This is a genomic window from Cryobacterium sp. M25, from assembly GCF_002929635.1.
Classification (GTDB): Bacteria; Actinomycetota; Actinomycetes; order Actinomycetales; family Microbacteriaceae; genus Cryobacterium; species Cryobacterium sandaracinum.
Genome location: NZ_PJJU01000042.1, coordinates 20380 through 42157, shown reverse-complemented (window position 1 = coordinate 42157; position 21778 = coordinate 20380). Strand labels below are relative to the sequence as shown.

19 protein-coding genes are annotated in these 21778 nt (G+C 69.1%); 9 read left to right on the top strand and 10 right to left on the bottom strand.

From position 1 onward, the window contains the following. Positions 1-38: 38 nt before the first annotated feature. On the bottom strand, positions 39-287 hold the full coding sequence (locus CXY81_RS04920) for a WhiB family transcriptional regulator (RefSeq protein WP_035837005.1): 249 nt from the start codon (positions 285-287) through the stop codon (positions 39-41). A 183-nt stretch (positions 288-470) separates the two neighbouring features. Between CXY81_RS04920 and CXY81_RS04915 the strand changes: the two genes are divergently transcribed. Next, the gene (locus tag CXY81_RS04915; RefSeq protein ID WP_233193992.1) at positions 471-926 is read left to right on the top strand and encodes a hypothetical protein; all 456 of its coding nucleotides are present in this window, start codon (positions 471-473) and stop codon (positions 924-926) included. A gap of 165 nt (positions 927-1091) precedes the next feature. Here the strand turns inward: CXY81_RS04915 and bcp are convergent, their stop codons facing one another. The 3 genes from bcp to aroA form a co-directional block, all read right to left on the bottom strand. Further along, positions 1092-1571 carry a thioredoxin-dependent thiol peroxidase gene (gene bcp, locus CXY81_RS04910; RefSeq protein ID WP_104099853.1) on the bottom strand — a complete coding sequence of 160 codons (480 nt, stop codon included), beginning with the start codon at positions 1569-1571 and terminating at the stop codon, positions 1092-1094. Positions 1572-1746: 175 nt separating this feature from the next. Then, positions 1747-2796 carry a ribosome small subunit-dependent GTPase A gene (rsgA, locus tag CXY81_RS04905; RefSeq protein WP_104170225.1) on the bottom strand — a complete coding sequence of 350 codons (1050 nt, stop codon included), beginning with the start codon at positions 2794-2796 and terminating at the stop codon, positions 1747-1749. Continuing rightward, positions 2793-4151: a 3-phosphoshikimate 1-carboxyvinyltransferase gene (aroA, locus tag CXY81_RS04900; protein WP_104194169.1), complete on the bottom strand. Its 1359-nt coding sequence runs from the start codon at positions 4149-4151 to the stop codon at positions 2793-2795. The genes rsgA and aroA overlap by 4 nt, the downstream gene beginning before the upstream one ends. A 110-nt stretch (positions 4152-4261) precedes the next feature. Here aroA and CXY81_RS04895 point away from each other — a divergent pair, with 110 nt between their 5' ends. Together CXY81_RS04895 and CXY81_RS04890 are read left to right on the top strand one after the other, a co-directional pair. Next, positions 4262-4867 (top strand): sigma-70 family RNA polymerase sigma factor, encoded by a 606-nt coding sequence (locus tag CXY81_RS04895; RefSeq protein ID WP_233193997.1) that lies wholly within the window; start codon positions 4262-4264, stop codon positions 4865-4867. Beyond that, on the top strand, positions 4864-5106 hold the full coding sequence (locus CXY81_RS04890) for a zf-HC2 domain-containing protein (protein ID WP_104170222.1): 243 nt from the start codon (positions 4864-4866) through the stop codon (positions 5104-5106). Before CXY81_RS04895 ends, CXY81_RS04890 begins: the two co-directional genes overlap by 4 nt. On the opposite strand, the gene CXY81_RS04885 is transcribed toward CXY81_RS04890, so the two are convergent. Together CXY81_RS04885 and CXY81_RS04880 are read right to left on the bottom strand one after the other, a co-directional pair. Beyond that, the gene (locus tag CXY81_RS04885) at positions 5103-5939 is read right to left on the bottom strand and encodes a VOC family protein (RefSeq protein WP_104194168.1); all 837 of its coding nucleotides are present in this window, start codon (positions 5937-5939) and stop codon (positions 5103-5105) included. The two genes, CXY81_RS04890 and CXY81_RS04885, sit on opposite strands and share 4 nt — an antisense overlap. Positions 5940-6384: 445 nt before the next feature. Beyond that, a complete protein-coding gene (locus CXY81_RS04880) occupies positions 6385-10197 on the bottom strand; it encodes a multifunctional oxoglutarate decarboxylase/oxoglutarate dehydrogenase thiamine pyrophosphate-binding subunit/dihydrolipoyllysine-residue succinyltransferase subunit (RefSeq protein WP_104194167.1) in 3813 nt (1270 codons plus the stop codon). A 132-nt stretch (positions 10198-10329) separates the two neighbouring features. Here CXY81_RS04880 and CXY81_RS04875 point away from each other — a divergent pair, with 132 nt between their 5' ends. The 3 genes from CXY81_RS04875 to CXY81_RS04865 all read left to right on the top strand — a co-directional run bounded on the left by CXY81_RS04875 (position 10330) and on the right by CXY81_RS04865 (position 14436). Continuing rightward, positions 10330-11769: a GuaB1 family IMP dehydrogenase-related protein gene (locus tag CXY81_RS04875; protein ID WP_104194166.1), complete on the top strand. Its 1440-nt coding sequence runs from the start codon at positions 10330-10332 to the stop codon at positions 11767-11769. A gap of 179 nt (positions 11770-11948) precedes the next feature. After that, the gene (locus CXY81_RS04870; RefSeq protein WP_104194165.1) at positions 11949-13382 is read left to right on the top strand and encodes a hemolysin family protein; all 1434 of its coding nucleotides are present in this window, start codon (positions 11949-11951) and stop codon (positions 13380-13382) included. Further along, the gene (locus CXY81_RS04865; RefSeq protein ID WP_104170217.1) at positions 13375-14436 is read left to right on the top strand and encodes a hemolysin family protein; all 1062 of its coding nucleotides are present in this window, start codon (positions 13375-13377) and stop codon (positions 14434-14436) included. The genes CXY81_RS04870 and CXY81_RS04865 overlap by 8 nt, the downstream gene beginning before the upstream one ends. A gap of 6 nt (positions 14437-14442) precedes the next feature. On the opposite strand, the gene CXY81_RS04860 is transcribed toward CXY81_RS04865, so the two are convergent. After that, the gene (locus tag CXY81_RS04860) at positions 14443-15534 is read right to left on the bottom strand and encodes an NADH:flavin oxidoreductase/NADH oxidase (RefSeq protein ID WP_104194181.1); all 1092 of its coding nucleotides are present in this window, start codon (positions 15532-15534) and stop codon (positions 14443-14445) included. Between the two features lie 74 nt (positions 15535-15608). Between CXY81_RS04860 and CXY81_RS04855 the strand changes: the two genes are divergently transcribed. The 3 genes from CXY81_RS04855 (at position 15609) to CXY81_RS04845 (ending at position 18119) form a co-directional block, all read left to right on the top strand. After that, entirely contained in the window at positions 15609-16469 is an 861-nt protein-coding gene (locus CXY81_RS04855; protein ID WP_104194180.1) for an ADP/ATP-dependent (S)-NAD(P)H-hydrate dehydratase, read from the top strand. Between the two features lie 71 nt (positions 16470-16540). Beyond that, positions 16541-17779, top strand: a complete 1239-nt coding sequence (locus tag CXY81_RS04850; protein WP_158252001.1) for a glycosyltransferase 87 family protein — start codon at positions 16541-16543, stop codon at positions 17777-17779. Positions 17780-17783: 4 nt separating this feature from the next. Next, positions 17784-18119, top strand: coding sequence for a thiamine-binding protein (locus tag CXY81_RS04845; RefSeq protein WP_104170215.1), 336 nt, complete (start codon positions 17784-17786; stop codon positions 18117-18119). A gap of 324 nt (positions 18120-18443) precedes the next feature. Here the strand turns inward: CXY81_RS04845 and CXY81_RS04840 are convergent, their stop codons facing one another. The 3 genes from CXY81_RS04840 to CXY81_RS04830 are packed head-to-tail and all read right to left on the bottom strand — an operon-like array spanning position 18444 to position 21655. Continuing rightward, positions 18444-19130: a response regulator transcription factor gene (locus CXY81_RS04840; protein WP_255408575.1), complete on the bottom strand. Its 687-nt coding sequence runs from the start codon at positions 19128-19130 to the stop codon at positions 18444-18446. Between the two features lie 60 nt (positions 19131-19190). Then, positions 19191-20489, bottom strand: coding sequence for a hypothetical protein (locus CXY81_RS04835; RefSeq protein ID WP_104194163.1), 1299 nt, complete (start codon positions 20487-20489; stop codon positions 19191-19193). Then, complete coding sequence (locus CXY81_RS04830; RefSeq protein WP_104194162.1) at positions 20486-21655, bottom strand: sensor histidine kinase; 1170 nt, start codon at positions 21653-21655, stop codon at positions 20486-20488. The genes CXY81_RS04835 and CXY81_RS04830 overlap by 4 nt, the downstream gene beginning before the upstream one ends. Positions 21656-21778 lie beyond the last annotated feature (123 nt).

Genomic DNA, 21778 nt, shown 5'->3' with positions numbered 1-21778 from the left:
GCCTTTCTCTGTGATCCTGTGGTGCGGGGGGCGCCGTGTTAGGACGCGCGCCGGGCCCGGGCCGCGCGTCGCTTGAGCGCGCGACGCTCGTCTTCGCTCAGTCCACCCCAGACGCCGGAGTCTTGACCGGTTTCGAGGGCGTACTGCAGACACACCTCGGTGACGTTGCAACGGGCGCAGACCGACTTGGCCTTCTCGATCTGGTCCACAGCGGGGCCAGTATTACCGACCGGAAAGAAGAGTTCCGGGTCGGCGGTGAGGCAGGCAGCTTTGTCGCGCCAGTCCATAGGGGTGCTCCTTTATTGCAGGGATGCCTGGCCGATTGGCCGAAGATGAGAGGCTGCCGATTGCAGGAAGGGTAATGGATCTACTCGTTCAGATCTACTCACGTCCCTGTGAGCGTCAACCGGGCCTCAAAAATGATCGCATAATGGTGGAGTCAAATCAATAGTTTTGAATGGGATATCTCTGTGAATGCACGGTCAGACCACAGCGGCGACGACGAGAACCAGGCCGGCCGGGTGCGTCGGCCACGGGCCGTGCTGCTCCTCGCCGCGATCCTCTGCGCGGAGGCCGCCCTCCTCTGGGTCGCGGTCGCGTGGCTTATTCTCGAGTTGCTGATCGCGACGCCGACCTCCTTGGCCACGGCCCTCGCCATCCTGGTGCTCGTGCTGATCGCCGCGTCCTGGGTGACCGCCATCGCGGTCAACTCCCTGCGGCGCCGGTCCTGGATCCGGGGCGCGGCCGTCACCTGGCAGCTGGTGCAGATCGCCGTCGCCATCGGCTCCTTCCAGGGGCTCTACGCACGGCCCGACCTCGGCTGGGCGCTTCTTCTGCCGTCGGTCATGGTCCTCGTGCTGCTGTTCCAGCGGCGCGTAATCGCAGAAACGACGTCGGCGCGCTCCGAGGACGACTTGCCGCAGTAGTGGCGCAGCAGCGGCGCAGCAGGGCCGCACCGGCGGCGGCAGCGGCGGGGTGGACCCGACGCGCGTTCGAGCGCTCCGGGGGCCGGTATGGGCCACCTGCGGCCGGTGAGGGCAGCGCAGGGACCGTGCAGGGACTGTGTCGGCCGCGTGGCGGCATCCGTTTGGTCAGGCCGGCAGGCCGAGCTTCTTGCGCAGGCTCGCGACATGGCCGGTGGCCTTCACGTTGTAGAGGGCTAGCTCGACCATGCCGGTCTCGTCGATCACGACGGTGGAACGCAGCACGCCCGTGACGGTCTTGCCGTAGAGGTTCTTCTCGCCCCAGGCGCCGTAGCCCGTGTGCACCGCGAGGTCGGTGTCGCTGAGGAGCGCGAACGTGAGCTGCTCGGTCTCCTGGAACTTCTTCAGCTTGACCGGGGCATCCTTCGACACGCCGAGCACCTGGTAGCCGGCCGATGCCAGTGAGCTGAGGTTGTCGCGGAAGTCGCAGGCCTGCTTCGTGCAGCCGGGCGTCATCGCCGCCGGGTAGAAGTACACGACGACCTTCGAGCCGGCGAAATCGGCCAGCGACACGGCGTTCCCGTCCTGGTCGGACAGGGTGAACGGAGGGGCTTGGTCGCCGGTCGCGAGCCGCGTGGAATCGGTCATCCCCCCACGCTACTGGTCCCGCCTGTACCCATTTTCCGCCCATCCCTGACGAATTCGACGGAGATTTGGGGTCAAGCACCCGTTTTTTGGCCCTGCAACGCTCTCTAGAGCAAAATCTCCGTCGAATTCGTTCAGTGCAGGGGCTGCTGGCTCGGGGGTGGTGGGTGACAGGGGGCTAGTGGGTGGGGGCGGCGGCGAAGGTGGCGAGCAAGCGCTGCAGCGAGTCCAGGCGCACCTTGCCGGTCTCGCCGAGCTTGCCGGCGCTAACGGCTTCATTGATCGCGCAGTCGGGCGAGTTCGGCAGGTGGGTGCAGCCGCGCGGGCACTTTTGGGAGATCAGGGCCAGGTCGGTGAAGGCCTTGAGGATGTTGTCGGTGTTGATGTGGCCGAGACCGAAGGAGCGCACGCCGGGGGTGTCGATGACCCAGCCCCGGCCGGCATCCGTTTGCAGTCGCAGCGAGATGGTCGACGAAGACGTGTGCCGGCCGCGGCCGGTCACCGTGTTGACGACTCCGACGGCGCGGTGGGCGCTCGGCACCAGGGCGTTGACGAGGGTGGACTTGCCGACGCCGGAGTGACCGACGAAGACCGTGTCGTGGCCGACCAGGGCGGCGGAGATCTCCGCCAGCGGCATGGCGTCGTCGCGGCTCTCGAAGACGGGCAGGTCGAGGCCGGCGAAGTTGCGGAGGAAGGCGGTGGGGTCGGCCAGGTCGGTCTTGGTGATGCAGAGAATGGGATTCACGCCCGCGTCGTAGGCGGCGACGAGGTAGCGATCGACGAGACGGATGCGCGGCTCCGGGTTGGCAACGGCCACCACGATCAGCATCTGGTCGGCGTTGGCGACGATCACTCGCTCCACGGCGTCGGTGTCGTCTGCGCTGCGGCGCAGCAGCGTCGTGCGCGGCACGATCCGCACGATTCGGGACAGGCTGCCCGGTGCTCCGGTCGTGTCGCCGACGATGTCGACGCGGTCGCCGGTGACGACGGCCTGCTTTCGCAGTTCGCTCGCCCGGGCGGCGGTCACCCGGCGCTCGGCAGGCAGGTTCTCGTCGAGCATGACGGTGTACCGGCCTCGGTCGACCGAGAGGATGCGCCCGGTCAGCGCGTTCTCGTGGTCGGGGCGGGTCTTGGTGCGCGGCTTGCTGCCCTTGCGGTTGGGGCGCACACGCACGCTCGACTCGTCGAACTCGGGCTCATCGTCGTCGGCACTCGCCCACCACGTCACGACGGGACTCCGGAAACGAGCGCCGACCAGAGGTCGGTGAACTGGGGGAGGGTTTTCGAGGTCGTGCCGATGTTTTCGATCAGCAGTCCGGGAACGCGAAGCCCGATCAGCGCGCCTGCGGTTGCCATCCGGTGGTCGTCGTAGGTGTTCCACGGCCCGCCGTGCAGCGGGCGCGGGTCGATCTGCAACCCGTCGGGCAGCTCGGTGACGGCGCCGCCAAGCCCGTTGATCTCCGCGGCGAGGGCCGCCAGCCGGTCGGTTTCGTGGTGCCGGATGTGCCCGATCCCGGTGATCGTGCTCGGGGACTCGGCCAGGGCGGCCAGGGCCACGAGCGTGGGCGCGAGCTCTCCGCCGGTCGACAGGTCGAGCTCCACGCCCCGGATGCGGCCGGTCCCAGAGACCGTCAGCCGGTCGCCCTCCCGAGACACCTCGGCGCCGAAGCGCGGCAGCAGGTCGGCCAGGTCGGCGCCGACCTGGGTCGTGGTCTCGGGCCAGCCGGAGATGGTGACGCTGCCCCCGGCCACGAGGGCCGCGGCGAGGAACGGCGCCGCGTTCGAGAGATCGGGTTCGATGTCGACCTCGGCGCCCTGGATCGGGCCGGGAGCCACGATCCACTCGCCGACGGCCGGGCTGTGCACCGTGACGCCGCGCCGGGCCAGCGTGGCGATGGTCATCTCGATGTGCGGCAGGCTGGGCAGGCGCTCGCCGGAATGGCGCAGGTGCAGGCCCTGCCCGAAGCGCGGCGCGGCGAGCAGCAGGCCGGAGACGAACTGGCTCGACGTGGACGCGTCGATGGTGATCTCCCCGCCGACTAGCGTGCCGGTGCCGTGCACGGTGAAGGGCAGGGCGCCGCGACCGTCGTCGTTGATGTCGGCGCCGAGGGCCCGCAGGGACGAGATGGTGGTGCCCATCGGGCGGCGGCGTGCGCCGGCGTCCCCGTCGAAGGTGGTCGGCCCGAGGCCGAGCGTCGCGACCGGCGGCAGGAAACGCATCACGGTGCCGGCGAGACCGCAGTCGACGGTCGTCGACCCGAGCAGCTCCCCGGGGGTGATCCTCAGGTCGGAACCGAACTCCCCGGCGCCGGGGACCTCCTCGATGACGGTGCCCAGTTGACGCAGCGCCGCGACCATCAAGTCGCTGTCCCGCGAGTGCAGCGGGGCACGCAACAGCGACGGATGCGCGGCGAGGGCGCTGAGCACCAGCTCCCGGTTGGTCAGCGACTTCGACCCCGGCAGGGACACGGACGCTGAGAGCGGGCCGGCGGCCGTCGGAGCGGGCCAGCGGGCATCCGTCACCTCGGGCGACGTGTCGCCGTAGGGATCGAACTCAGGCTTGGAATATCTCGAGATCAACATCGGTTATCAGAATAGTCGGTGATGAAAGAGAGAGGGAGGCCCGGGTGACGCTGTCCATGGTGCTGGAGCGACCCGCGGTCGTTTCACGCGACGGCTTAGGATTGTCCGTGATGACAACCGATGCGATCGAAATGCGAGACCTGTTCGAAGAGCAGGCACTGCCCTTTGTCGACCAGCTGTACGCCGCGGCCATGCGCATGACGCGCAACCCCTCCGACGCCCAGGATCTGGTTCAGGAAACGTTCGTGAAAGCGTTCGCTGCGTTCAAACAGTTCGAGCAGGGCACCAATCTCAAGGCCTGGCTGTACCGCATCCTGACCAACACCTTCATCAACACGTACCGCAAGAAGCAGCGTGAGCCGTTCCAGGGCACCATCGACGATCTCGAGGACTGGCAGCTCGGCGGCGCGGAGTCCCGCACGGCGATGGCGAATCGTTCGGCGGAGGCCGAGGCCATCGACCACCTGCCGGACAGCGCCGTCAAGGACGCGTTGCAGTCCATCCCGGAGGACTTCCGGCTGGCTGTCTACTTCGCCGACGTGGAGGGGTTCTCCTACCAGGAGATCGCCGAAATCATGAAAACACCCATTGGCACCGTGATGAGTCGCCTGCATCGTGGCCGGCGCCTCCTGCGCGACCTGTTGGCCGGTTACGCCCTTGAGCGCGGCCTGGGAACAGCGGCGGGCCAGACTCGAACCGGGAGCACACCAGCATGACCGATTGTGGCTGCGAGAAGGCCAAGGCCGAACTCGAGGAATACCTGCACAACGAACTGTGCGGCGAAGACGCGTCTGACATTCAGGAGCACCTCGCCCACTGCAGCGACTGCAGCGACGAGCACCTGGTCGGGCGCACCCTGACCGAGGCCGTGCAGCGCGCATGCCGTGAAATGGCCCCCGAAGACCTGCGCGACCAGGTGTTGCTGAAGCTGCGCACCATCCAGTCCGCCCACTAGCCGATCGGCAGGTCGGCGTCCTCCTCACCGGCGTCGTCGATGTTCTTCTCCTCGGGGAGCGGCTCGTCGACATAGCCGAGCACGAACAGGGCCCCGGTCGGGTCGGTGACCAGCGCGAAGGTGCCGAACTCCGCCGTCCACGGCTCACGGACGACCGTGCCGCCGAGCTCTGTCACGGTCGTGACGGCCGCGTGCACGTCAGGCACCCCGAGATAGAGCTGCCAGTGCGAGGGCACGCTGTCGGGCAGGTGTTCCGCGGCGTCGAAGACGCCCGTCACCATCTCACCCTCCGCCCCGATCGTGCTGTAGCGGAAGTCCTCCGTGTCGCTCAGGACGACCGGTTTCCAGCCGAACACCTCGGTGTAGAAATCGAGGGCGGCGGAATAGGAGCGGGTGTTCAGCTCGTGCCAGACCGGTGAGCCCGCCTCGCCGAAGACGTCGAAGCCGGTGAACTCGTCGGCCTGCCACACCCCGAAGGGCGCACCCGTCGGGTCCATGAGGATGGCCATGCGGCCCATGGTTCCCACCGTCATCGGCTCGGCCAGCACGGCTGCGCCGGCTGCGCGGGCGACGGCGACGGCGGCGTCGGCATCCGTCACCGACAGGTAGGTGGTCCACGCGTCGGGCAGTTGGGAACCCGGCTCCTGTGAGCTCATGCCGGCGACGTCCGCGTCGCCCTTCCGGAAGGTGACGTAGTTGCCGTACTCCGAACCGGAATCGCTGGCCGTCCAGCCGAACAGCCGGGTGTAGAACTCCCGGGCGCGCGGCAGGTCGGAGGTCATCAGGTCGGCCCAGCAGGGCTGGCCGGTTCGGTTCGCGTGCGGTGCGGGCATGGCGGATCTCCTTGTCGGTGGCCGATGCGTCGGCGGGCGGTGCGGCCAGCCTAGATGAGTGAGTCCTGATAGCCGAGGGGCATTAGGGGTTCGCGGTTCCGAGACGGTTGTTTCCGGTGCCGACGCCGGATGATCAGGGGACCGTGACGCTGGATGAAGTGTGGACCGCCGTGTCTTTCGAGTCCGAAGCCGTGCAGTAGCGCTGTCCCGAACGAATTCGACGGAGATTCCGCCCAAAACCGACCCAAAACATCCGGAAATGCTGTTTTGGAAGAAAATCTCCGTCGAATTGGTTCGACGCCGGGTCATGACCAGCGCTACGCGGTCGTCGCCTCTGATCTTGCGGGGGTGACACAGCCCGTCGATCAGGACTCACCCGTCGAGGACTGGGCCGTAGCGTCCGGTGCGGCCCATTCTGTCGAACGGTTCTGCCTGTCGGCGCAGGTTACAGGGTAAGCGCCTGGCGTAGTAGTTCGGCCTGCTCGACCGCGTGACGCTTCGCCGAGCCCGCCGCCGGCGACGCCGACGCCGCCCGGGAGAACAGGGTCACCGGGCGCGGGCCCAGCTTGTTCGTCTCGAGGTAGAAGAACGGCCAGGCACCCTGGTTCTCCGGCTCGTCCTGCACCCAGGCGAGTTCAGCGTCGGGGTACTGGTCGGCGACCTGCTTGAGTTCGACGGCGGGCAGCGGGTAGAACTGCTCCAGGCGAACCAGCGCGATCTCCGGGTTCGGGTTCTTGTCGAGTTCGGCGAGCAGGTCGTAGTAGAGCTTGCCAGCCAGGAACAGCACCCGCTTGACGCGCGGCTTGTCGGTGATCCGGGCGTCGTCGATGACCGGTTCGAACCGGCCGGTGGTGAAGTCGGCCACCTCGCTGGTCGCGCCGCGCAGGCGCAGCATCGACTTCGGAGTGAAGACGATCAGCGGGCGCCGCGGGCGCATGTAGGCCTGACGGCGCAGCAGGTGGAAGTACGACGCGGGCGTCGACGGGCGAGCGACGGTCATGTTGTCTTCCGCGCACAGCTGCAGGTAGCGCTCGATCCGGGCGGACGAGTGGTCCGGCCCCTGGCCCTCGTAGCCGTGCGGCAGCAGCAGCACAACGGATGACCGCTGGCCCCACTTCTGCTCGGCGGAGGAGACGAACTCGTCGATGACCGTCTGGGCACCGTTGGCGAAGTCGCCGAACTGCGCCTCCCAGAGCACCAGGGCGTCGGCGCGTTCCACCGAGTAGCCGTACTCGAAGCCCATGGCCGCGTATTCGCTGAGCAGCGAGTCGTAGATCCAGAACCGGGCTTGGTCTTCGCTGAGGTTCGCCAAGGGCAGCCATTCCTGGCCGTTGATGCGGTCGTGCAGCACCGCGTGACGCTGCACGAACGTGCCGCGGCGGGCATCCTGGCCGGCGAAGCGCACCGGGGTGCGCTCGAGCAGCAGGGAGCCGAGGGCGAGGAGTTCGCCGAAGCTCCAGTCGATTTTGCCGTTGCGACTCATGTCGTTGCGCTTCTGCATCAGCTGCTGCAGCTTATTGTGCACGGTGAAGCCGGCGGGCTTGTTCAGGAAGGCGTCGCCGATCAGGTGCACGACCGCTTCGGGCACCCCGGTGGTGGACGGTTCCCCGACCGCGTCGTCGTGCTTGTCGGTACCGTGCTTCTCGGCACCGATTCCCTGCGGCGCGGCACCGGCCGCGCTGACGATCGGGATCGACGAGGACTGCGCCGCGTGCGTCTCCATGAACGCGCGCTCGAGGCGGTCCTGGAAATCCGCGTGCGAGGCCTCGTATTCCTCCTGCGTGATGTCGCCGCGACCGACGAGAGCCTCGGTGAAAAGCTTCCGGACGGAGCGCTTGGCCTCGATCAGGTTGTACATCAACGGCTGGGTCATCGAGGGGTCGTCGCCCTCGTTGTGCCCGCGGCGGCGGTAGCAGACGAGGTCGATGACGACGTCCCGCTTGAATTCCTGACGGTAGGCGAAAGCGAGCTCCGCAACCCGCACCACGGCCTCGGGGTCGTCCCCGTTGACGTGGAAGATGGGCGCCTGGATGGTCTTGGCGACATCCGTCGAGTACACCGAGGTGCGTCCGTCACCGGGCAGTGTGGTGAAGCCGACCTGGTTGTTGACGACCAGATGGATGGTGCCGCCGGTGCGGAACCCGCGCAGTTGGGACATCTGGAGCGTCTCCAGGACGATGCCCTGGCCGGCCATGGCCGCGTCGCCGTGCACGAGGACGGGGAGGGTGGAGAAGGTGCCGATCGGCTTGCGGTCCTGCTTGGCGCGCACGATGCCCTCGAGGACGCCGTCGACGGCCTCGAGGTGGGACGGGTTCGCGGCCAGGTAGACCGGCATCTCCGTGCCGTTGGTGGCACGGAAGGTGCCCTCGGTGCCCAGGTGGTACTTGACGTCGCCGGAGCCCTGCACGGTGCGGGGATCCTGCGTGCCCTCGAACTCGCGGAAGATCTGACCGTAGGTTTTGCCTGCGATGTTGGTGAGCACGTTCAGGCGCCCGCGGTGGGCCATGCCGATGCAGACCTCGTCGAGGCCGGCATCCGCGGCACCCTGCAGGATCGAGTCGAGCAGCGCGATGGTGGACTCGCCGCCCTCGAGGCTGAACCGCTTCTGGCCGACGTACTTGGTCTGCAGGAAGGTCTCGAAGGCCTCCGCCTCGTTGAGCTTGCCGAGGATGCGCATCTGCTCGTCATGAGTGGGCTTGACGTAGCTCTTCTCCATCTTTTCCTGCATCCACTTGCGCTGGGCAGGGTCCTGGATGTGCATGTACTCGATGCCGGTCGTGCGGCAGTAGGAGTCGCGCAGCACGCCGAGGATGTCGCGCAGGAGCATCAGGCGTTTGCTGCCGAACCCGCCGGTGACGAACTCGCGGTCCAGGTCCCAGAAGGTCAGCCCGTGGTTCGAGATTTCCAGGTCGGGGTGGGAGCGCTGCGTGTATTCGAGCGGGTCGATGTCGGCCATCAGGTGGCCGCGCACGCGGAACGCGTTGATGAGCTCCTGCACGCGGGCGGTCTTGTCGACGGCGCTCGCCAGGTCGACGCTGATGTCGGGCGCCCAGTGGATCGGGTCGTACGGGATGCGCAGGGCCGAGAAGATGTCCTCGTAGAAGTTGTGCTGCCCGATCAGGAGCTCGTGCACGATCTTGAGGAATTCGCCCGAGCCGGCACCCTGGATGACCCGGTGGTCGTAGGTGCTGGTCAGCGTGATGGTCTTGGAGATGGCGAGGCCGGTCAGGGTCTTGCCGCTGGAACCCTGGAACTCGGCCGGGTAGTCGAGGGCGCCGGCGCCGATGATGCAGCCCTGGCCCTTCATCAGGCGCGGCACGGAGTGCACCGTGCCGATGCCGCCGGGGTTGGTGAGGGAGACCGTGGCGCCGGAGAAGTCATCCGCCGTCAGCTTGCCCTTGCGGGCCCGGGTGACGAGGTCTTCGTAGGAGGAGAGGTACTCGCCGAAGGTCATCGTGTCCGCGCGCTTGATGGCCGGGACCATCAGGGAGCGGGTGCCGTCGGGCTTGGGCAGGTCGATCGCGATGCCGAGGCCGACGTGCGCGGGGGCGATGACCGAGGGCTTGCCGTCGATCTCGTTGTAGTAGACGTTCTGGCTGGGGAACATCTTCAGCGCCTGGATCAGCGCCCAACCGATCAGGTGCGTGAACGACACCTTGCCGCCGCGCGAGCGCTTCATGTGGTTGTTCATCACGATGCGGTTGTCGATGAGGAGCTTCGCCGGGATGGTGCGCACGCTGGTGGCCGTGGGCACGGTCAGGCTGGCCGCCATGTTCGCCGCGAGGCTCTTGGACATGCCGCGGAGCGGGGTGACGACGTCGACCTCGGTGGCCTCGGCGGCGGTCGGCTGCGAGTTCGTGATCGGAATGTCGGCCGGCACGGGGACCCGCTTGGGCGCGCTGGACGTCGTGCGCGCGGTGCGCTGCCCGCCGACGACGGGGATGGGTGCCGTGATCGGGGCCGGCTCCGCCGCTGAGGCGGCCGGGGTTGCGGGGGCGCTTGCCGCGGGTGTGGTCACGTCGGGAGCGATCACGGCGGGCGCGTCGCCTGCGGGTGCGCTGCTCGCGGGAGCCTCTGAACCGTCGCTGCGGCCGTTCGCGGTCCGGTGGTAGCTCTCGAGGACGGGCCACCAGGACTCGTCCACCAGCTTCTTGTCGACGAGGTACCGATCGTACAGTTCGTCGACGAGCCACTCGTTCGCTCCGAATTCACCCGACGTCGTCTCGTCGGACCCACTACCGGTCAACTGGCTTGACACAGCCGGTTCCCACTCTCTACGTTGATTTTGAATGTCCCGAGCGGTCGTGCACGCCCGGCGCGGTCTGCCCGTCCAGCCTAATCCCCTCGGGCCTGGCTGCGGGCATCCGCGCGGGGCGCTAGCGTTATTTCCATGCAGTTCTATGGAGCGGTACCCAGCCACGACCTCACGTATTCCGACGTCTTCCTTGTGCCGAGTCAATCGGATGTGAGCAGCCGTCTCGATGTCTCCCTCGCCCCGGGCGACGGCAGCGGCGCCACCATCCCCATCGTCTCGGCGAACATGAACTCGGTCACCGGGCCGCGCCTGGCGGCCGCGCTCGCTCGCCGCGGCGGGCTCGGCGTGCTGCCGCAGGACATGCACCTGCAGGATCTCGACGCCGCGATTCGCTGGGTCAAGGCCCAATCCACCCGCTTCGACACCCCCTTCAACTTCGCCCCGGGGGACACCGTGGCGCTCGCCCTGCGGCAGGTGCCGGCTGTGGCCGGCCAGGGATTGGTCATCAACGACCAGAACGGCGACTACCTGGGTGCCATCGACGCGTCCCGGCTGGCGACGGCGCTGCCCGACGCGCTCCTCGGAGACCTCCTGCACGGCACGATGACCTCCCTCGACGCCGACGATATCGAAGGCCCGCGCCGCGCGTTCGACGTGATGACCGCGGCCGAGCTCGACTTCGCCACCGTGCAGCACCACGGCCGGGTGATCGGCACCCTCAGCCGCAAGAGCGCGCTTCGCTCCACCCTGTATCAGCCCGCGCTGGACGCGCAGGGCCGACTGCGCGTGGCCGCGGCGGTCGGCATCAACGGCGACATCGCGGCCAAGGCCCGGGCGCTCGTCGCCGCGGGGGTCGACGTTCTCGTGATCGACACCGCGCACGGCCACCAGGGCGGCATGGCGCGGGCGATCGAGATCGTCGCCGACCTGGGCCTCGGCATCCCCATCGTGGCCGGCAACGTCGTGACCGCGGATGCCGTGGGTGACCTCGTCGGCGCCGGCGCCACCATCGTGAAGGTCGGCGTCGGCCCCGGCGCCATGTGCACCACGCGCATGATGACGGCGGTCGGCCGCCCCCAGTTCTCGGCCGTGCTCGAGACCGCCGCCGCCGCCCGGGAACTCGGAGCGCACGTCTGGGCCGACGGCGGGGTGCGCTACCCGCGCGACGTGGCGCTCGCGCTCGCCGCCGGCGCGGCATCCGTCATGATCGGATCCTGGTTCGCCGGCACGATCGAGGCACCCGGCCTGCTCGACCGGGACGCCGCCGGCGGCATTTACAAGGAGAGCTGGGGGATGGCCTCCACCAGGGCTGTGCGCCAGCGGTTCGACCGCCTCGACGCCTACGAGCTGGCCCGCAAGACGCTTTTTGCCGAGGGGATCTCCAGCTCGAAGATCTACCTGGACCCGCTACGGCCGTCCGTCGAGGACCTGCTGGACATGATCACCTCCGGCGTGCGCAGCTCGTTCACTTATGCGGGCGCGACCTCGGTCGCAGAGTTCCACACCCGTTCGCTAATCGGGATCCAGTCGGCGGCCGGCTACGAGGAGGGCAAGGCCCTGCCCGTCTCCTGGTAGAGGTGGGGGGCCTGACACCCGGGACCGACTCGTGGCCTCGGTGCCGGGCGGTAGACTGGGAGGAATAATGGACGACCCCCCTCCTGCGCATGCGCCCGGTTTCTCGCCCGGAAATTCTTCCCGTCACCCGAACGGCGTCTCGGTCATGAACTTCGGTGCCGCCGTCGTCGAGGTCCGCCATGTATGAGTGGATCATGCTCGCCGCGGGGCTCCTCCTCACCGTCGGCACCGGCCTGTTCGTCGCCAGCGAGTTCGCCCTGGTCAACCTGGACCGGTCGGAGCTCGAGGCCCGCCGCGATCGAGGAGAGACCCGACTCGGCCTGACCATCGCCGCACTCAGGATCACCTCGACGCACCTCTCTAGCGCTCAACTGGGCATCACCCTCACCACCCTGCTCACCGGTTACACCATGGAGCCGGCTCTGACCATGCTGCTGTCGCCGTCGCTGATCGGCCTGGGGCTGTCCCCGGCGGTGGTGCCGGTCGTCGCGGTCACGACCGCGGTCATCGTCGCCACACTCGCCTCGATGATCATCGGCGAGCTGGTGCCGAAGAATTTCGCCCTCGCCCTGCCCGTGCAGACCGCGAAGCTGGTCATCCCGTTCCAGACACTGTTCACGACCGTGTTCAAACCGGCCGTCGTCGTGCTCAACGGCAGCGCCAACGGTGTGCTGCGGTCGATCGGGATCGAGCCGAAGGAAGAGCTGTCCGGGGCGCGCACCGCGGAGGAGCTGTCCTCCCTCGTGCGGCGCTCGGCCAGTGCCGGGCTGCTGGAGAAAGACACCGCCACGCTCCTGCACCGCACGCTGCTCTTCTCCGGGCATACCGCCTCGGACGTGATGACGCCCCGCCCGCGGGTGGCCAGCATCGAGCGCACCGCCTCCGCCCAGGCCGTCATCGACCTCACCCGCCAAACCGGGTATTCCCGCTTCCCCGTCGTCGACGAGGGCGTCGACGACATCGTCGGGATCGTGCACGTGAAGCAGGCCGTGGCCGTTCCCCGACGTCGCCGGGCGGATGTCCCGGTATCGGCCCTGCAGTCCGAGGCCATCCGGGTGCCCGAGACCATGAAACTCGACGGACTGCTGGTCGAGCTGCGCGGCCGCGGTTACCAGATGGCCATCGTCGTCGACGAATACGGCGGCACGGCCGGAGTGGCCACGCTCGAGGACCTGGTCGAGGAACTCGTCGGAGAGGTTGCCGACGAGCACGACCGCACCCGCGCCGGTGTGGTGTTGTCTACCGACTCTCTGACATTCCCCGGCATGCTCCGCCCGGACGAGCTGCTCGACCGCACGGGCATCGTGATCTCGGAGGACGGCCCCTACGAAACCGTGGGTGGGTTCGTGATGAGCGAATTGGGTCGCCTGCCCGTGGTCGGCGACGTCGTGCAGCTGGCCGGCGGCGTGCTGTCGGTGGAACGCCTCGACGGCCGACGGATCGACCGGCTCCGCTTCACACCCTGCGGCGAGCCCGTCGAGCCCGAGGAGGGCGGCGGGCCTGCCCGGGGCGACCGCGGTACCAGGACCGACAAGAAATCCGAAAAAAAGTTGGACAAAAAGGGTGACCGCAAGAAGAACGGTATGGAGCGCACGGTGAGTGACCATGAGTGACTGGGCGGGGCTGGTCTGGCTGGTCGTGCTGCTCGCGGCCAACGCCTTCTTCGTCGCCGCGGAATTCGCGGTTATCTCCGCGCGCCGGTCCCAGATCGAACCTCTCGCCGAGGCCGGCAAGAAGCGCGCAATCACAGCGCTGTGGGCGATGGAACACGCCACCCTCATGTTGGCGACCACCCAGCTGGGCATCACGGTCTGCTCGCTGCTCATCCTGAACGTCTCGGAGCCGGCGATCCACCACCTGCTCGAGATCCCGCTGGGCCTGACCCCGCTACCGGAGGAGGCCATCGGAGTGATCGCCTTCGTGATCACGCTGCTGCTGGTCTCCTACCTGCACGTCGTGTTCGGTGAGATGGTGCCGAAGAACCTGTCGTTCTCCATCCCCGACCGGGCCGTGCTCGTGCTCGCCCCGCCGCTCGTCTTCTTCGGCCGCCTGGTCAAGCCCGTGATCGTGACGCTCAACGCCACCGCCAACCTGGTGGTGCGAATGTTCGGGGTCCAGCCCAAGGAGGAGGCCACCAGCACCTACACGTTGGACGAGGTGGCGACCATCGTCTCCCAGTCGACCCGGGAGGGCGTGCTGCGGGACGGCACCGGGGCACTCAGCGCCACGTTCGAGTTCACCACCCGCAAGGTGCGGGACGTCGCGGTGAACCTCGATGGCCTGATCAGCCTGCCCGAGGCGGCCACCCCCGCAGACGTGGAGAAGGCCGTCACCAGACACGGTTTCTCCCGCTATGTGCTGGTGAACGAGTCCGGTGAACCGACCGGGTACGTTCACCTGAAGGACGTCATCGACCTCGACGGCGACACGGCCACCTCGGTCGGGCAGGGCAGCTACGCGGAGCCGATCCCGGGCAAGCGCATCCGTTTGCTGGCGTCGATCTTCGAGGACACCGACCTCGAAGATGCCCTGGCCACCATGCGGCGTTCGGGCGCGCACCTGGCGCGCTCGTTCACCGCGACCGGTGAGACCGTGGGGGTGCTGTTCCTCGAGGACATCATCGAAGAGCTGGTCGGCGAAGTGCAGGACGCGACCCGGCGCCTGTAGCCGTTCTCAGGAGGCCGGCCACCGGGCGCGCAGGTACTGCGGCGGCCAGTAGTCCACGCCGGCGCCGAGCTCGTGGGCGGCCCGCAGCGGGAAGTGCGGGTCGCGCAGAAGTTCGCGGCCCAGAAGGACCGCGTCGGCCCGACCGGATGCCACGATCTGCTCGGCCTGGTGCGCGGTGGTGATCAGCCCGACGGCGCTGACCCGCACATCCGCCGCCGTTTTCACGTGCTCGGCGAGCGGCACCTGGTAGCCGGGACCCAGCGGGATGCGCACCCCGGTCACGTTGCCGCCGGAGGAGATGTCGAAGAAGTCGGCGCCGGCGGCCGCGGCCCAGCCGGCGACCTCGGCCGTCTCGTCTTCGGTCCAGCCGCCCGGGGTGTAATCGGTGGCGGAGAACCGCACGAACAGGGCGCGCTCCTCGCCGATGGCCGCGCGCACGGCGGCCACGACCTGAAGCAGCAGGCGGGCCCGGTTCGGCAGCACGCCGCCGAACCCGTCGGTGCGCCGGTTGCTCAGCGGGGACAGGAACTGGTGCAGCAGGTAGCCGTGCGCCGCGTGCAGCTCCACGACGTCGAACCCGGCCTCCACCGCCCGGAGCGCGGCGGACGCGAACCCGTCAACGATTCCCAGGATGCCCGCGGCATCGAGGGCCACGGGCGGTGCGTAGCCGGGGAACGGCACGGCCGAGGCCGACACGGTCGGCCAGCCGCCGTCATCCGTCGCCATGGTGCCGTGCCGGTCTCCGCCCCAGGCCGGCCAGACGGAAGCCTTGCGCCCCGCGTGGGAAAGCTGGATGCCGGCCTTCGCGCCCTGCGCATGAAGGAAGGCCACGATCGGTGCCCAGGCGGCGGTCTGTTCCGCGTTCCAGAGGCCGGTGTCGGCGTAGGAGATGCGGCCCTCCGGGCTGATCGCGGTTGCCTCGACCAGGATCAGGCCGGCGCCGCCCGCGGCCAGCGCGCCCAGGTGAACGAGGTGCCAGTCCCGCGGGACGCCGTCTTTCTCCTGCACCGCGTATTGGCACATCGGCGCCGCCCAGATGCGGTTGCGCAGGGTGACGCCGCGCACGGTGAACGGTTCGAACAGGGCGGCAACAGCCACGGATTTCCCCCAAGGGTCGAGTGCGCGGGCGAAGCGGCCGGCCCGACGCACTCAAAACAACCTATCGTGAGTGCATGAGCGAACCACGGGGATGGCTGGAATGGGACGACGCACGGGCGCGCGAGCGGATCGCGGTTCCCCGGGCGGACGACGACAAGTACCGCCGCGGCGTGCTGGGCGTGCGCACGGGCTCCGACGAGTACCCCGGGGCCGCGGTGCTCGGAGTCGAGGCGGCCCTCCGCACCGGGGTCGGGATGGTGCGCTACCTCGGCCCGAGACGGGCGTCCGACCTGGTGCTGCAGCGCCGCCCGGAGGCCGTCACCGCCCCCGGGCAGGTGCAGGCCTGGCTGCTCGGCTCGGGCCAGGACGCCGCCGCGCGCGACCGGGTGACCGAGGCCGCGCTGCTCGGTGCCCTGGCCGAGGGGCTGCCCACGGTGTGCGATGCCGGGGCCCTCGACCTGGTCGGCCGGGCGACCGGGCCCGTCGTGATCACCCCGCACTACCGCGAACTCGCCCGGCTGCTTACCCGCCTGCTCTCCCCGCAGGGCGAGTCGGTGGCCGGCTCCGAGGTGGCCGCTGCGCCGGGAGAGTGGGCCGTGCGCGCCGCGTCCGGCCTCGGCGTCACGGTGCTGCTCAAGGGAAGCGTCACCTGGATCGCGGCGCCCGACGGCACCCGGCTGACGGTGTCGAAGGCGCCCTCCTGGCTGGCGACGGCCGGATCCGGGGACGTGCTCGGCGGCATCCTCGGCGCCCTCCTGGCCACGCATTCACGGGCGATCCAGACGGATGCCGCCGCGCCGGCCCATCTCGCGGCGACGGCCGCCCTGGTGCACGCCCGGGCAGCGGCCCGGGCGTCCAACGGAGGTCCGATCACCGCGCTCGACATCGCCGGCGCGGTGCCGGCCACGATCGCGGACCTGATCGGCTCGCGTTGACCGCCGCGCTGGGCCCCGCGCTGACTGTCCCGGTGCGGCGGCGGAGCCGTGGGGGTGTGCGAAGGTGGAGCGTGCCCCAATCCGTCGCAGAACACCTGGCCGCCGGAGCCGGCGTGCCGACATCGCGAACGCTGCTCTGGGCCGGCTTCGCACTGGTGCACGGCGTGCTTTGGTGGCTCTGTTTCGCGTCCCCCGGCTGGCCGCTGGGCGATGTGGAGGTCGTCTACCTCGGCTGGGCGACCGACGCGGCATCCGGTGCCGACGTCGTGGGCATCACCACCGGCTTCGTCTACCCGCTGCTGGCCCTCCTGCCCATCCTGGCGCCGCTCGCGTTCGGCCCCGACCTCTACGCCGCCGGCTGGCTCGGGCTCGTGACCCTGCTGAACGCCGGGACCTTCGCGCTGCTGCTCGGGCGGGGCCGCAACCGGCGTGCCCTGGCCGCGGCGGCCTGGTGGCTGGGTTTCCTGCTGCTGCTCGGGCCCGTCGCCCTCGCCCGGATCGATGCGGTCACCGTGCCGCTGGCGATCGCCGCACTGCTGTTCGTCGGCGCCCGGCCGGTCTGGGGCACCGTGCTGCTGACTCTGGTCACCTGGGTGAAGATCTGGCCGGTGGCCCTGGTGATCGCGCTATTCGTCGTCTCGAAGGACCGCTGGCGGGTGCTCGTCGCCGCGGCCGGGACGAGCCTGGGCATCGTGCTGGTGGCGCTCGGGCTCGGCAGCGGGCCGAACGTGCTCAGCTTCGTCGGCGAGCAGACGAACCGCGGCATCCAGATCGAGTCCCCGGTCGCCGGCCTCTGGATGTGGCCGGCCGCGCTGGGTCTGCCGGGCAGTTACCTCTACTACGACCGGCAGATCCTCACCTTCCAGATCATCGGCACCGGCACGAACGTCGCCATCGTGGCGATGACCCCCCTGCTCGCCCTCTGCGGGCTGGCCGTGGTGCTCCTGGCCTGCCAGCGGATGCGTGCAGGCGCCGAACCGGCCGGCCTGTTCCCGCCGCTGGCGCTGGCCCTGGTGCTGACCCTGATCGTCGTCAACAAGGTCGGCTCGCCGCAGTTCACGACCTGGCTGGCCGCGCCCATCATTTTCGGGCTGCTGGTGCGGGGGCCTGCCTGGCGGCTCCCGGCCGTGCTCGGGCTTGTCATCGCGGCCCTGACCCAACTCGTCTACCCGCACTTCTACGACCGCCTGCTTGTGGCAGACCCGGCTCTGGTGCTGGTGCTGACCGTGCGCAACGCGCTGGAGGTCGTGCTGCTCGGCTGGGCCGTGTGGCAGATCCTGTTCCCACCCACCCCCTATCAGAAGGAGTAACCCCATGCTGGTTGCATTTTCCGTCGCCCCGTCCGGCTCCCACGATGACGAAGGGTCGGTGCACGACGCGGTCGCCGCGGCCGTGCGCATCGTGCGCGCATCCGGGCTGCCCAACCACACCGATTCGATGTTCACCACCATCGAAGGCGACTGGGACGAGGTCTTCGCGGTGGTCAAGGCCGCCACTGAAGCCGTCGGAGCCTGGGGGCCGCGGGTGTCCCTGGTGCTCAAGGCCGACATCCGGGGCCGCCGCACCGGGGAGCTGACCGGGAAGGTCGAGCGCCTCGAGGCGGTGCTGGCCGAGGCCGCAGCATCGGCGGCCGCCACACCGGCCGCGTAGCCAGGTGAATCCCATCTGGTTGCATCGCTCTCCGGGAGTCAGAGCCGACCATACCGCGGGGCGCTGATTGACCCCGGCGGAACGCCGTGCCGGGCGTCTAATTAATTCGACGGAGATTCTGGGTCAAACCCTCGTTTTTGAGCCCAAACGCGCTGCTTAGAGCAATATCTCCGTCGAATTCGTTCGGGCCACCGGCCCCGTACTCTGGAACCATACCTGCTCACGGCCTCGCCATCGCGGGCGACTTCGGCTACGTCGCCCCGGTCTGGATCGGCGCGAGGCAGCCGGGCCGTTCGGCAGCCGGGCCCTTCGGCAGTGCCGAAGTCAGTCGCCCTGGAGCAGGATGCCGTCGTGGATGGCGCGCTTGCGCAGGGCGACCTTGGTTCCCACGTCGAAGCCCGCGAGACGGTACTTCTCCCGGATGCGCTTGAGGTAACTCTTGGCGGTCTCCTCGGAGATGCCGAGCTGGTGCGCGACGGCCTTGACCGGCTCGCCCGCGCCGTAGAGGGCCATCACCCGGCGCTCCTGCGCGCTGAGGCGGGGAGAACCGCCGTTCGCGCCGTTGTTGAGGGCCTCGTCCAGTTCGGCCGAAATGAAGGAGTCGCCGTCATAGGCGGAGCGGATCGCTTCGACGATCATCGTTGCCTCTTCGCTCTTCACCAGGTAACCGAGCGCACCGGCAGCCAGCGCCTCGCGCACGAGCCCGGCCTCGGAGTAGGTGCTCATCAACACCGTCTTCACGCCGGCCGTCTTGAGCGTCGAGATCTTCAGTGAGACCGGGATGTTGTCTTTGAGGTCGAGGTCGAGGAGCACGACGTCGACGGGAAATTCGGGGTGGGTGAGCAGCTCGGGCCAGGTGGTGACGGCGGCGACCATGTTGATGTCGTCCGCGGCCCCCCGGATCCACTCGGTGAGGGCCCCCAACAGCATGCGGTGGTCGTCGACGAGGGCCAACCGGATGGGGTTGTCCTTGCTCGGCGCCTCAGTGCTCAACGTGGTTGTGTTCGTCACTTCTGTCTCCTTGTGCTTCTGGCCCCGAATGAGAAGCTCAACAGCGTAGTTCCACGGACCCTAAGCATCCGCGGGATTGTCGATACTGCATTCGATTTCCAGATGCAGACTTCCGTCCCGGCTGGAATCGACGTGAGGGCCGACTATTCGGATAGCTTGCCACGTCTCGGGGTCCACTCGACGCCGTGGCACACCCGTCGTGGTCAATTCGATCGGAAATCGTAACTTCTGGCGAGCGGAGACGCCGTGCGTGGGTCGGATCGGTCCGAGAGAGAGCGAAACGGATGCCTCGTCGCGGGTTGTGTCGCTGATCAGCAGCCAGATCGTGCGCAGAAGGGCATCGCGCTGGTCGGGGTCGAGCATGCCGGCCAGCCCCGCCGGGTCGTGCAGGCCGACGGACGGTCCCAGGAACTCGGACTCGGTGATCGCGTGGTGCAGCCAGGTCTCCCGGCGGCCCCGGATCAGGTGCAGCCGCAGTTGCGTGGCGAGGTCTGCCGCCGTCGTCGACTTCTCGGAACTCAGCGGCAGCGCCGTGCGACCCTTCGCGACGTCGTCGAGCAGAGTCTCCGCGTCGAGGTCGATGCGGGCGAGTTCCTCGGAGGCGAACATCCCCACCGCGAACTGCGGCTGGGAGATGGTGCTCTGCACCAGCACCAGGTCGAGCTCGCGCTGGGCCATCCGGCGGAATCCCCGCACCGTGGCGACGCCGAGCAGCGGAGGCAGGATGGCGAGGCTGATCGCAAGGAGGTCGGGGGCGAAGGTGAGCGGATCGGCTCGCTCCTCGGTGAGCGCCCCGAGGAAGAGAAGCAGGCCGAGCGCCATCGCGGCCGAGACGAGGTCGTGCCCGCGGCGCACGGTGGCCAGGGAGATGAGCAGGGTGCCGACGGCGGCGGCGGCGGTCGGGTAGACGCCGGAGTCGGTTTCGCCCCACGACCCGATCAGGTCGAGCACCACCACGGCGGCGCCGGCGGCGATGGCCGCGGCGAACAGCCGGTCCGGCATCCGAGCCGAAAGGCGCTGCACCGTGATCAGTGCCAGGACCGTGGTCGCCATCAGGAGACCCCACGCGATGAGGCTGGGCGTCGGGTCGGGATATTCGGACCACTGCACGGCGAACTGCCCGAACAGGAACAGGGTGATGAAGCCGCCGCTGAACGTCAGGCCGATGCCGAGGTGGCGGCCACCCAGGCCGCTCTGGTTGGCGCGGGTGGTCTGCTCGGTGCGTTCGGGGCGTCGGAAACTGCGCCGGTAAGCCCGGCGTTCCTGGCGGTCCTGATTGCTCGGCTGGTCGGGCCCGCCCGCCGCCGCAGCGCGGCGCGCGTCACGGCGGCGGGCGTCGACGATGCCGGGGACGGTCACTTGGGCACCTCGAGCACGACCGTGGTGCCGGAGCCGGGGGAGGAGAAGAGGCGGGCGTTGCCGCCCACGTCGCGCAGGCGGGCCACGACCGATTCGGCGAAACCGAGGCGTTCGGCGCTGACGCCGCTGAGGTCGAAGCCGACCCCTGCGTCGGTGACCATGGCGCGCACGGTTGTGTCGTCATCAGTGATCGTCACGTCGGCGCGGGCGACGCCGGCGTGACGTCGCACGTTCTCGAGGCACTCGCCGAGGGCGAGGAGGAAGGAGTCGAGCACGTCGCTGGGCAGAAGAACCTGTCCGCTGCCGTGCCAGTCCACATCGAGGCCCATCCGCCCGAACCGCTGCTTGACCGATTCGAGGGTGCTGCCGAGCATTGACTCGGTGGCCGGCTCGAGCGTGTAGACCCCGGAGCGGCGCGGGGTGGGGAGGCCGCCGAGCCGTAGCTGCCGCAGCAACCGGGCGTCGTCGCCGGCCTGTTGGCGCAGTGCGGCCGGGCTGACGCCGACGCCGGAGTGCGCGAGGAGGGTGAGGGTGGCCAGCACGGTGTCGTGCAGCAGCCGGGCATCCTGCCGGCGTTGGGCTTCGAGCTCGCTGGCATGGCGCTCGGCGAGGTGGGCGCGGCCGATGAAGGCGATGCGCGCCATGACGCGCGGCACGCTCTGGGCCAGCCACCAGGCCACCAGGGCGATGGCAAGCCAGACGCTGAGGGTGAGCAGGAGGGGCACGGTGGCGTCGGACGAGGCGCGGGTGGCGACGAGCACGCTGGCAACGGTCGCACCGAATACCAGGAACAGCACCAGCAGGCGGGCGGCGCTGACCACGAGCACGAGGGCGACGCAGCTCAGGGCTCCGGCGGCGATGCCGCCGATTATGGCCTGCTCGACGAGGTTCAGGCCGGTGGCACGCTGGCCCGACCAGCCCACGAGCAGGATCACGGCGATGCCGGAGACCAGGATCAAGGCGACCCAGCGCATCCGGCCGGACCGGCCGAGCAGGTACTGGCCGGCCACCAGCAGCAGCAGCAGTGGCAGGCTCCGGGCCAGGGTGCTCACGGTCAAGCCGCCCGGGACGAGCATCGCGAGGAGCGCAGCGGCCGAGCCGGCCAATCCGCACAGGCGAGCCGCTCTGCGGAGCAGACGGTCACGTTCCTTGTAGATTCGTTGCATAGCGGCGCTCTCACCCCATTTGCCCTCTATACAGAACCCTACCGGCCCGGTGTCCGTTCCCCCGCGCGCTCCGTGGCATCCGTCGGCGTCCGCGCGGCCGACGGCGTTCCCGACGGGCGTGAC

What these genes read in the sequence shown, in the direction of transcription:
- CXY81_RS04920 (WP_035837005.1), bottom strand. Translation starts at nt 287, where the DNA reads ATGGACTGGCGCGACAAAGCTGCCTGCCTCACCGCCGACCCGGAACTC.
- bcp (WP_104099853.1), bottom strand. Translation starts at nt 1,571, where the DNA reads ATGACCGATTCCACGCGGCTCGCGACCGGCGACCAAGCCCCTCCGTTC.
- aroA (WP_104194169.1), bottom strand. Translation starts at nt 4,151, where the DNA reads ATGTTGATCTCGAGATATTCCAAGCCTGAGTTCGATCCCTACGGCGAC.
- CXY81_RS04895 (WP_233193997.1), top strand. Translation starts at nt 4,262, where the DNA reads ATGACAACCGATGCGATCGAAATGCGAGACCTGTTCGAAGAGCAGGCA.
- CXY81_RS04890 (WP_104170222.1), top strand. Translation starts at nt 4,864, where the DNA reads ATGACCGATTGTGGCTGCGAGAAGGCCAAGGCCGAACTCGAGGAATAC.
- CXY81_RS04885 (WP_104194168.1), bottom strand. Translation starts at nt 5,939, where the DNA reads ATGCCCGCACCGCACGCGAACCGAACCGGCCAGCCCTGCTGGGCCGAC.
- CXY81_RS04875 (WP_104194166.1), top strand. Translation starts at nt 10,330, where the DNA reads ATGCAGTTCTATGGAGCGGTACCCAGCCACGACCTCACGTATTCCGAC.
- CXY81_RS04870 (WP_104194165.1), top strand. Translation starts at nt 11,949, where the DNA reads ATGTATGAGTGGATCATGCTCGCCGCGGGGCTCCTCCTCACCGTCGGC.
- CXY81_RS04865 (WP_104170217.1), top strand. Translation starts at nt 13,375, where the DNA reads ATGAGTGACTGGGCGGGGCTGGTCTGGCTGGTCGTGCTGCTCGCGGCC.
- CXY81_RS04855 (WP_104194180.1), top strand. Translation starts at nt 15,609, where the DNA reads ATGAGCGAACCACGGGGATGGCTGGAATGGGACGACGCACGGGCGCGC.
- CXY81_RS04845 (WP_104170215.1), top strand. Translation starts at nt 17,784, where the DNA reads ATGCTGGTTGCATTTTCCGTCGCCCCGTCCGGCTCCCACGATGACGAA.
- CXY81_RS04830 (WP_104194162.1), bottom strand. Translation starts at nt 21,655, where the DNA reads ATGCAACGAATCTACAAGGAACGTGACCGTCTGCTCCGCAGAGCGGCT.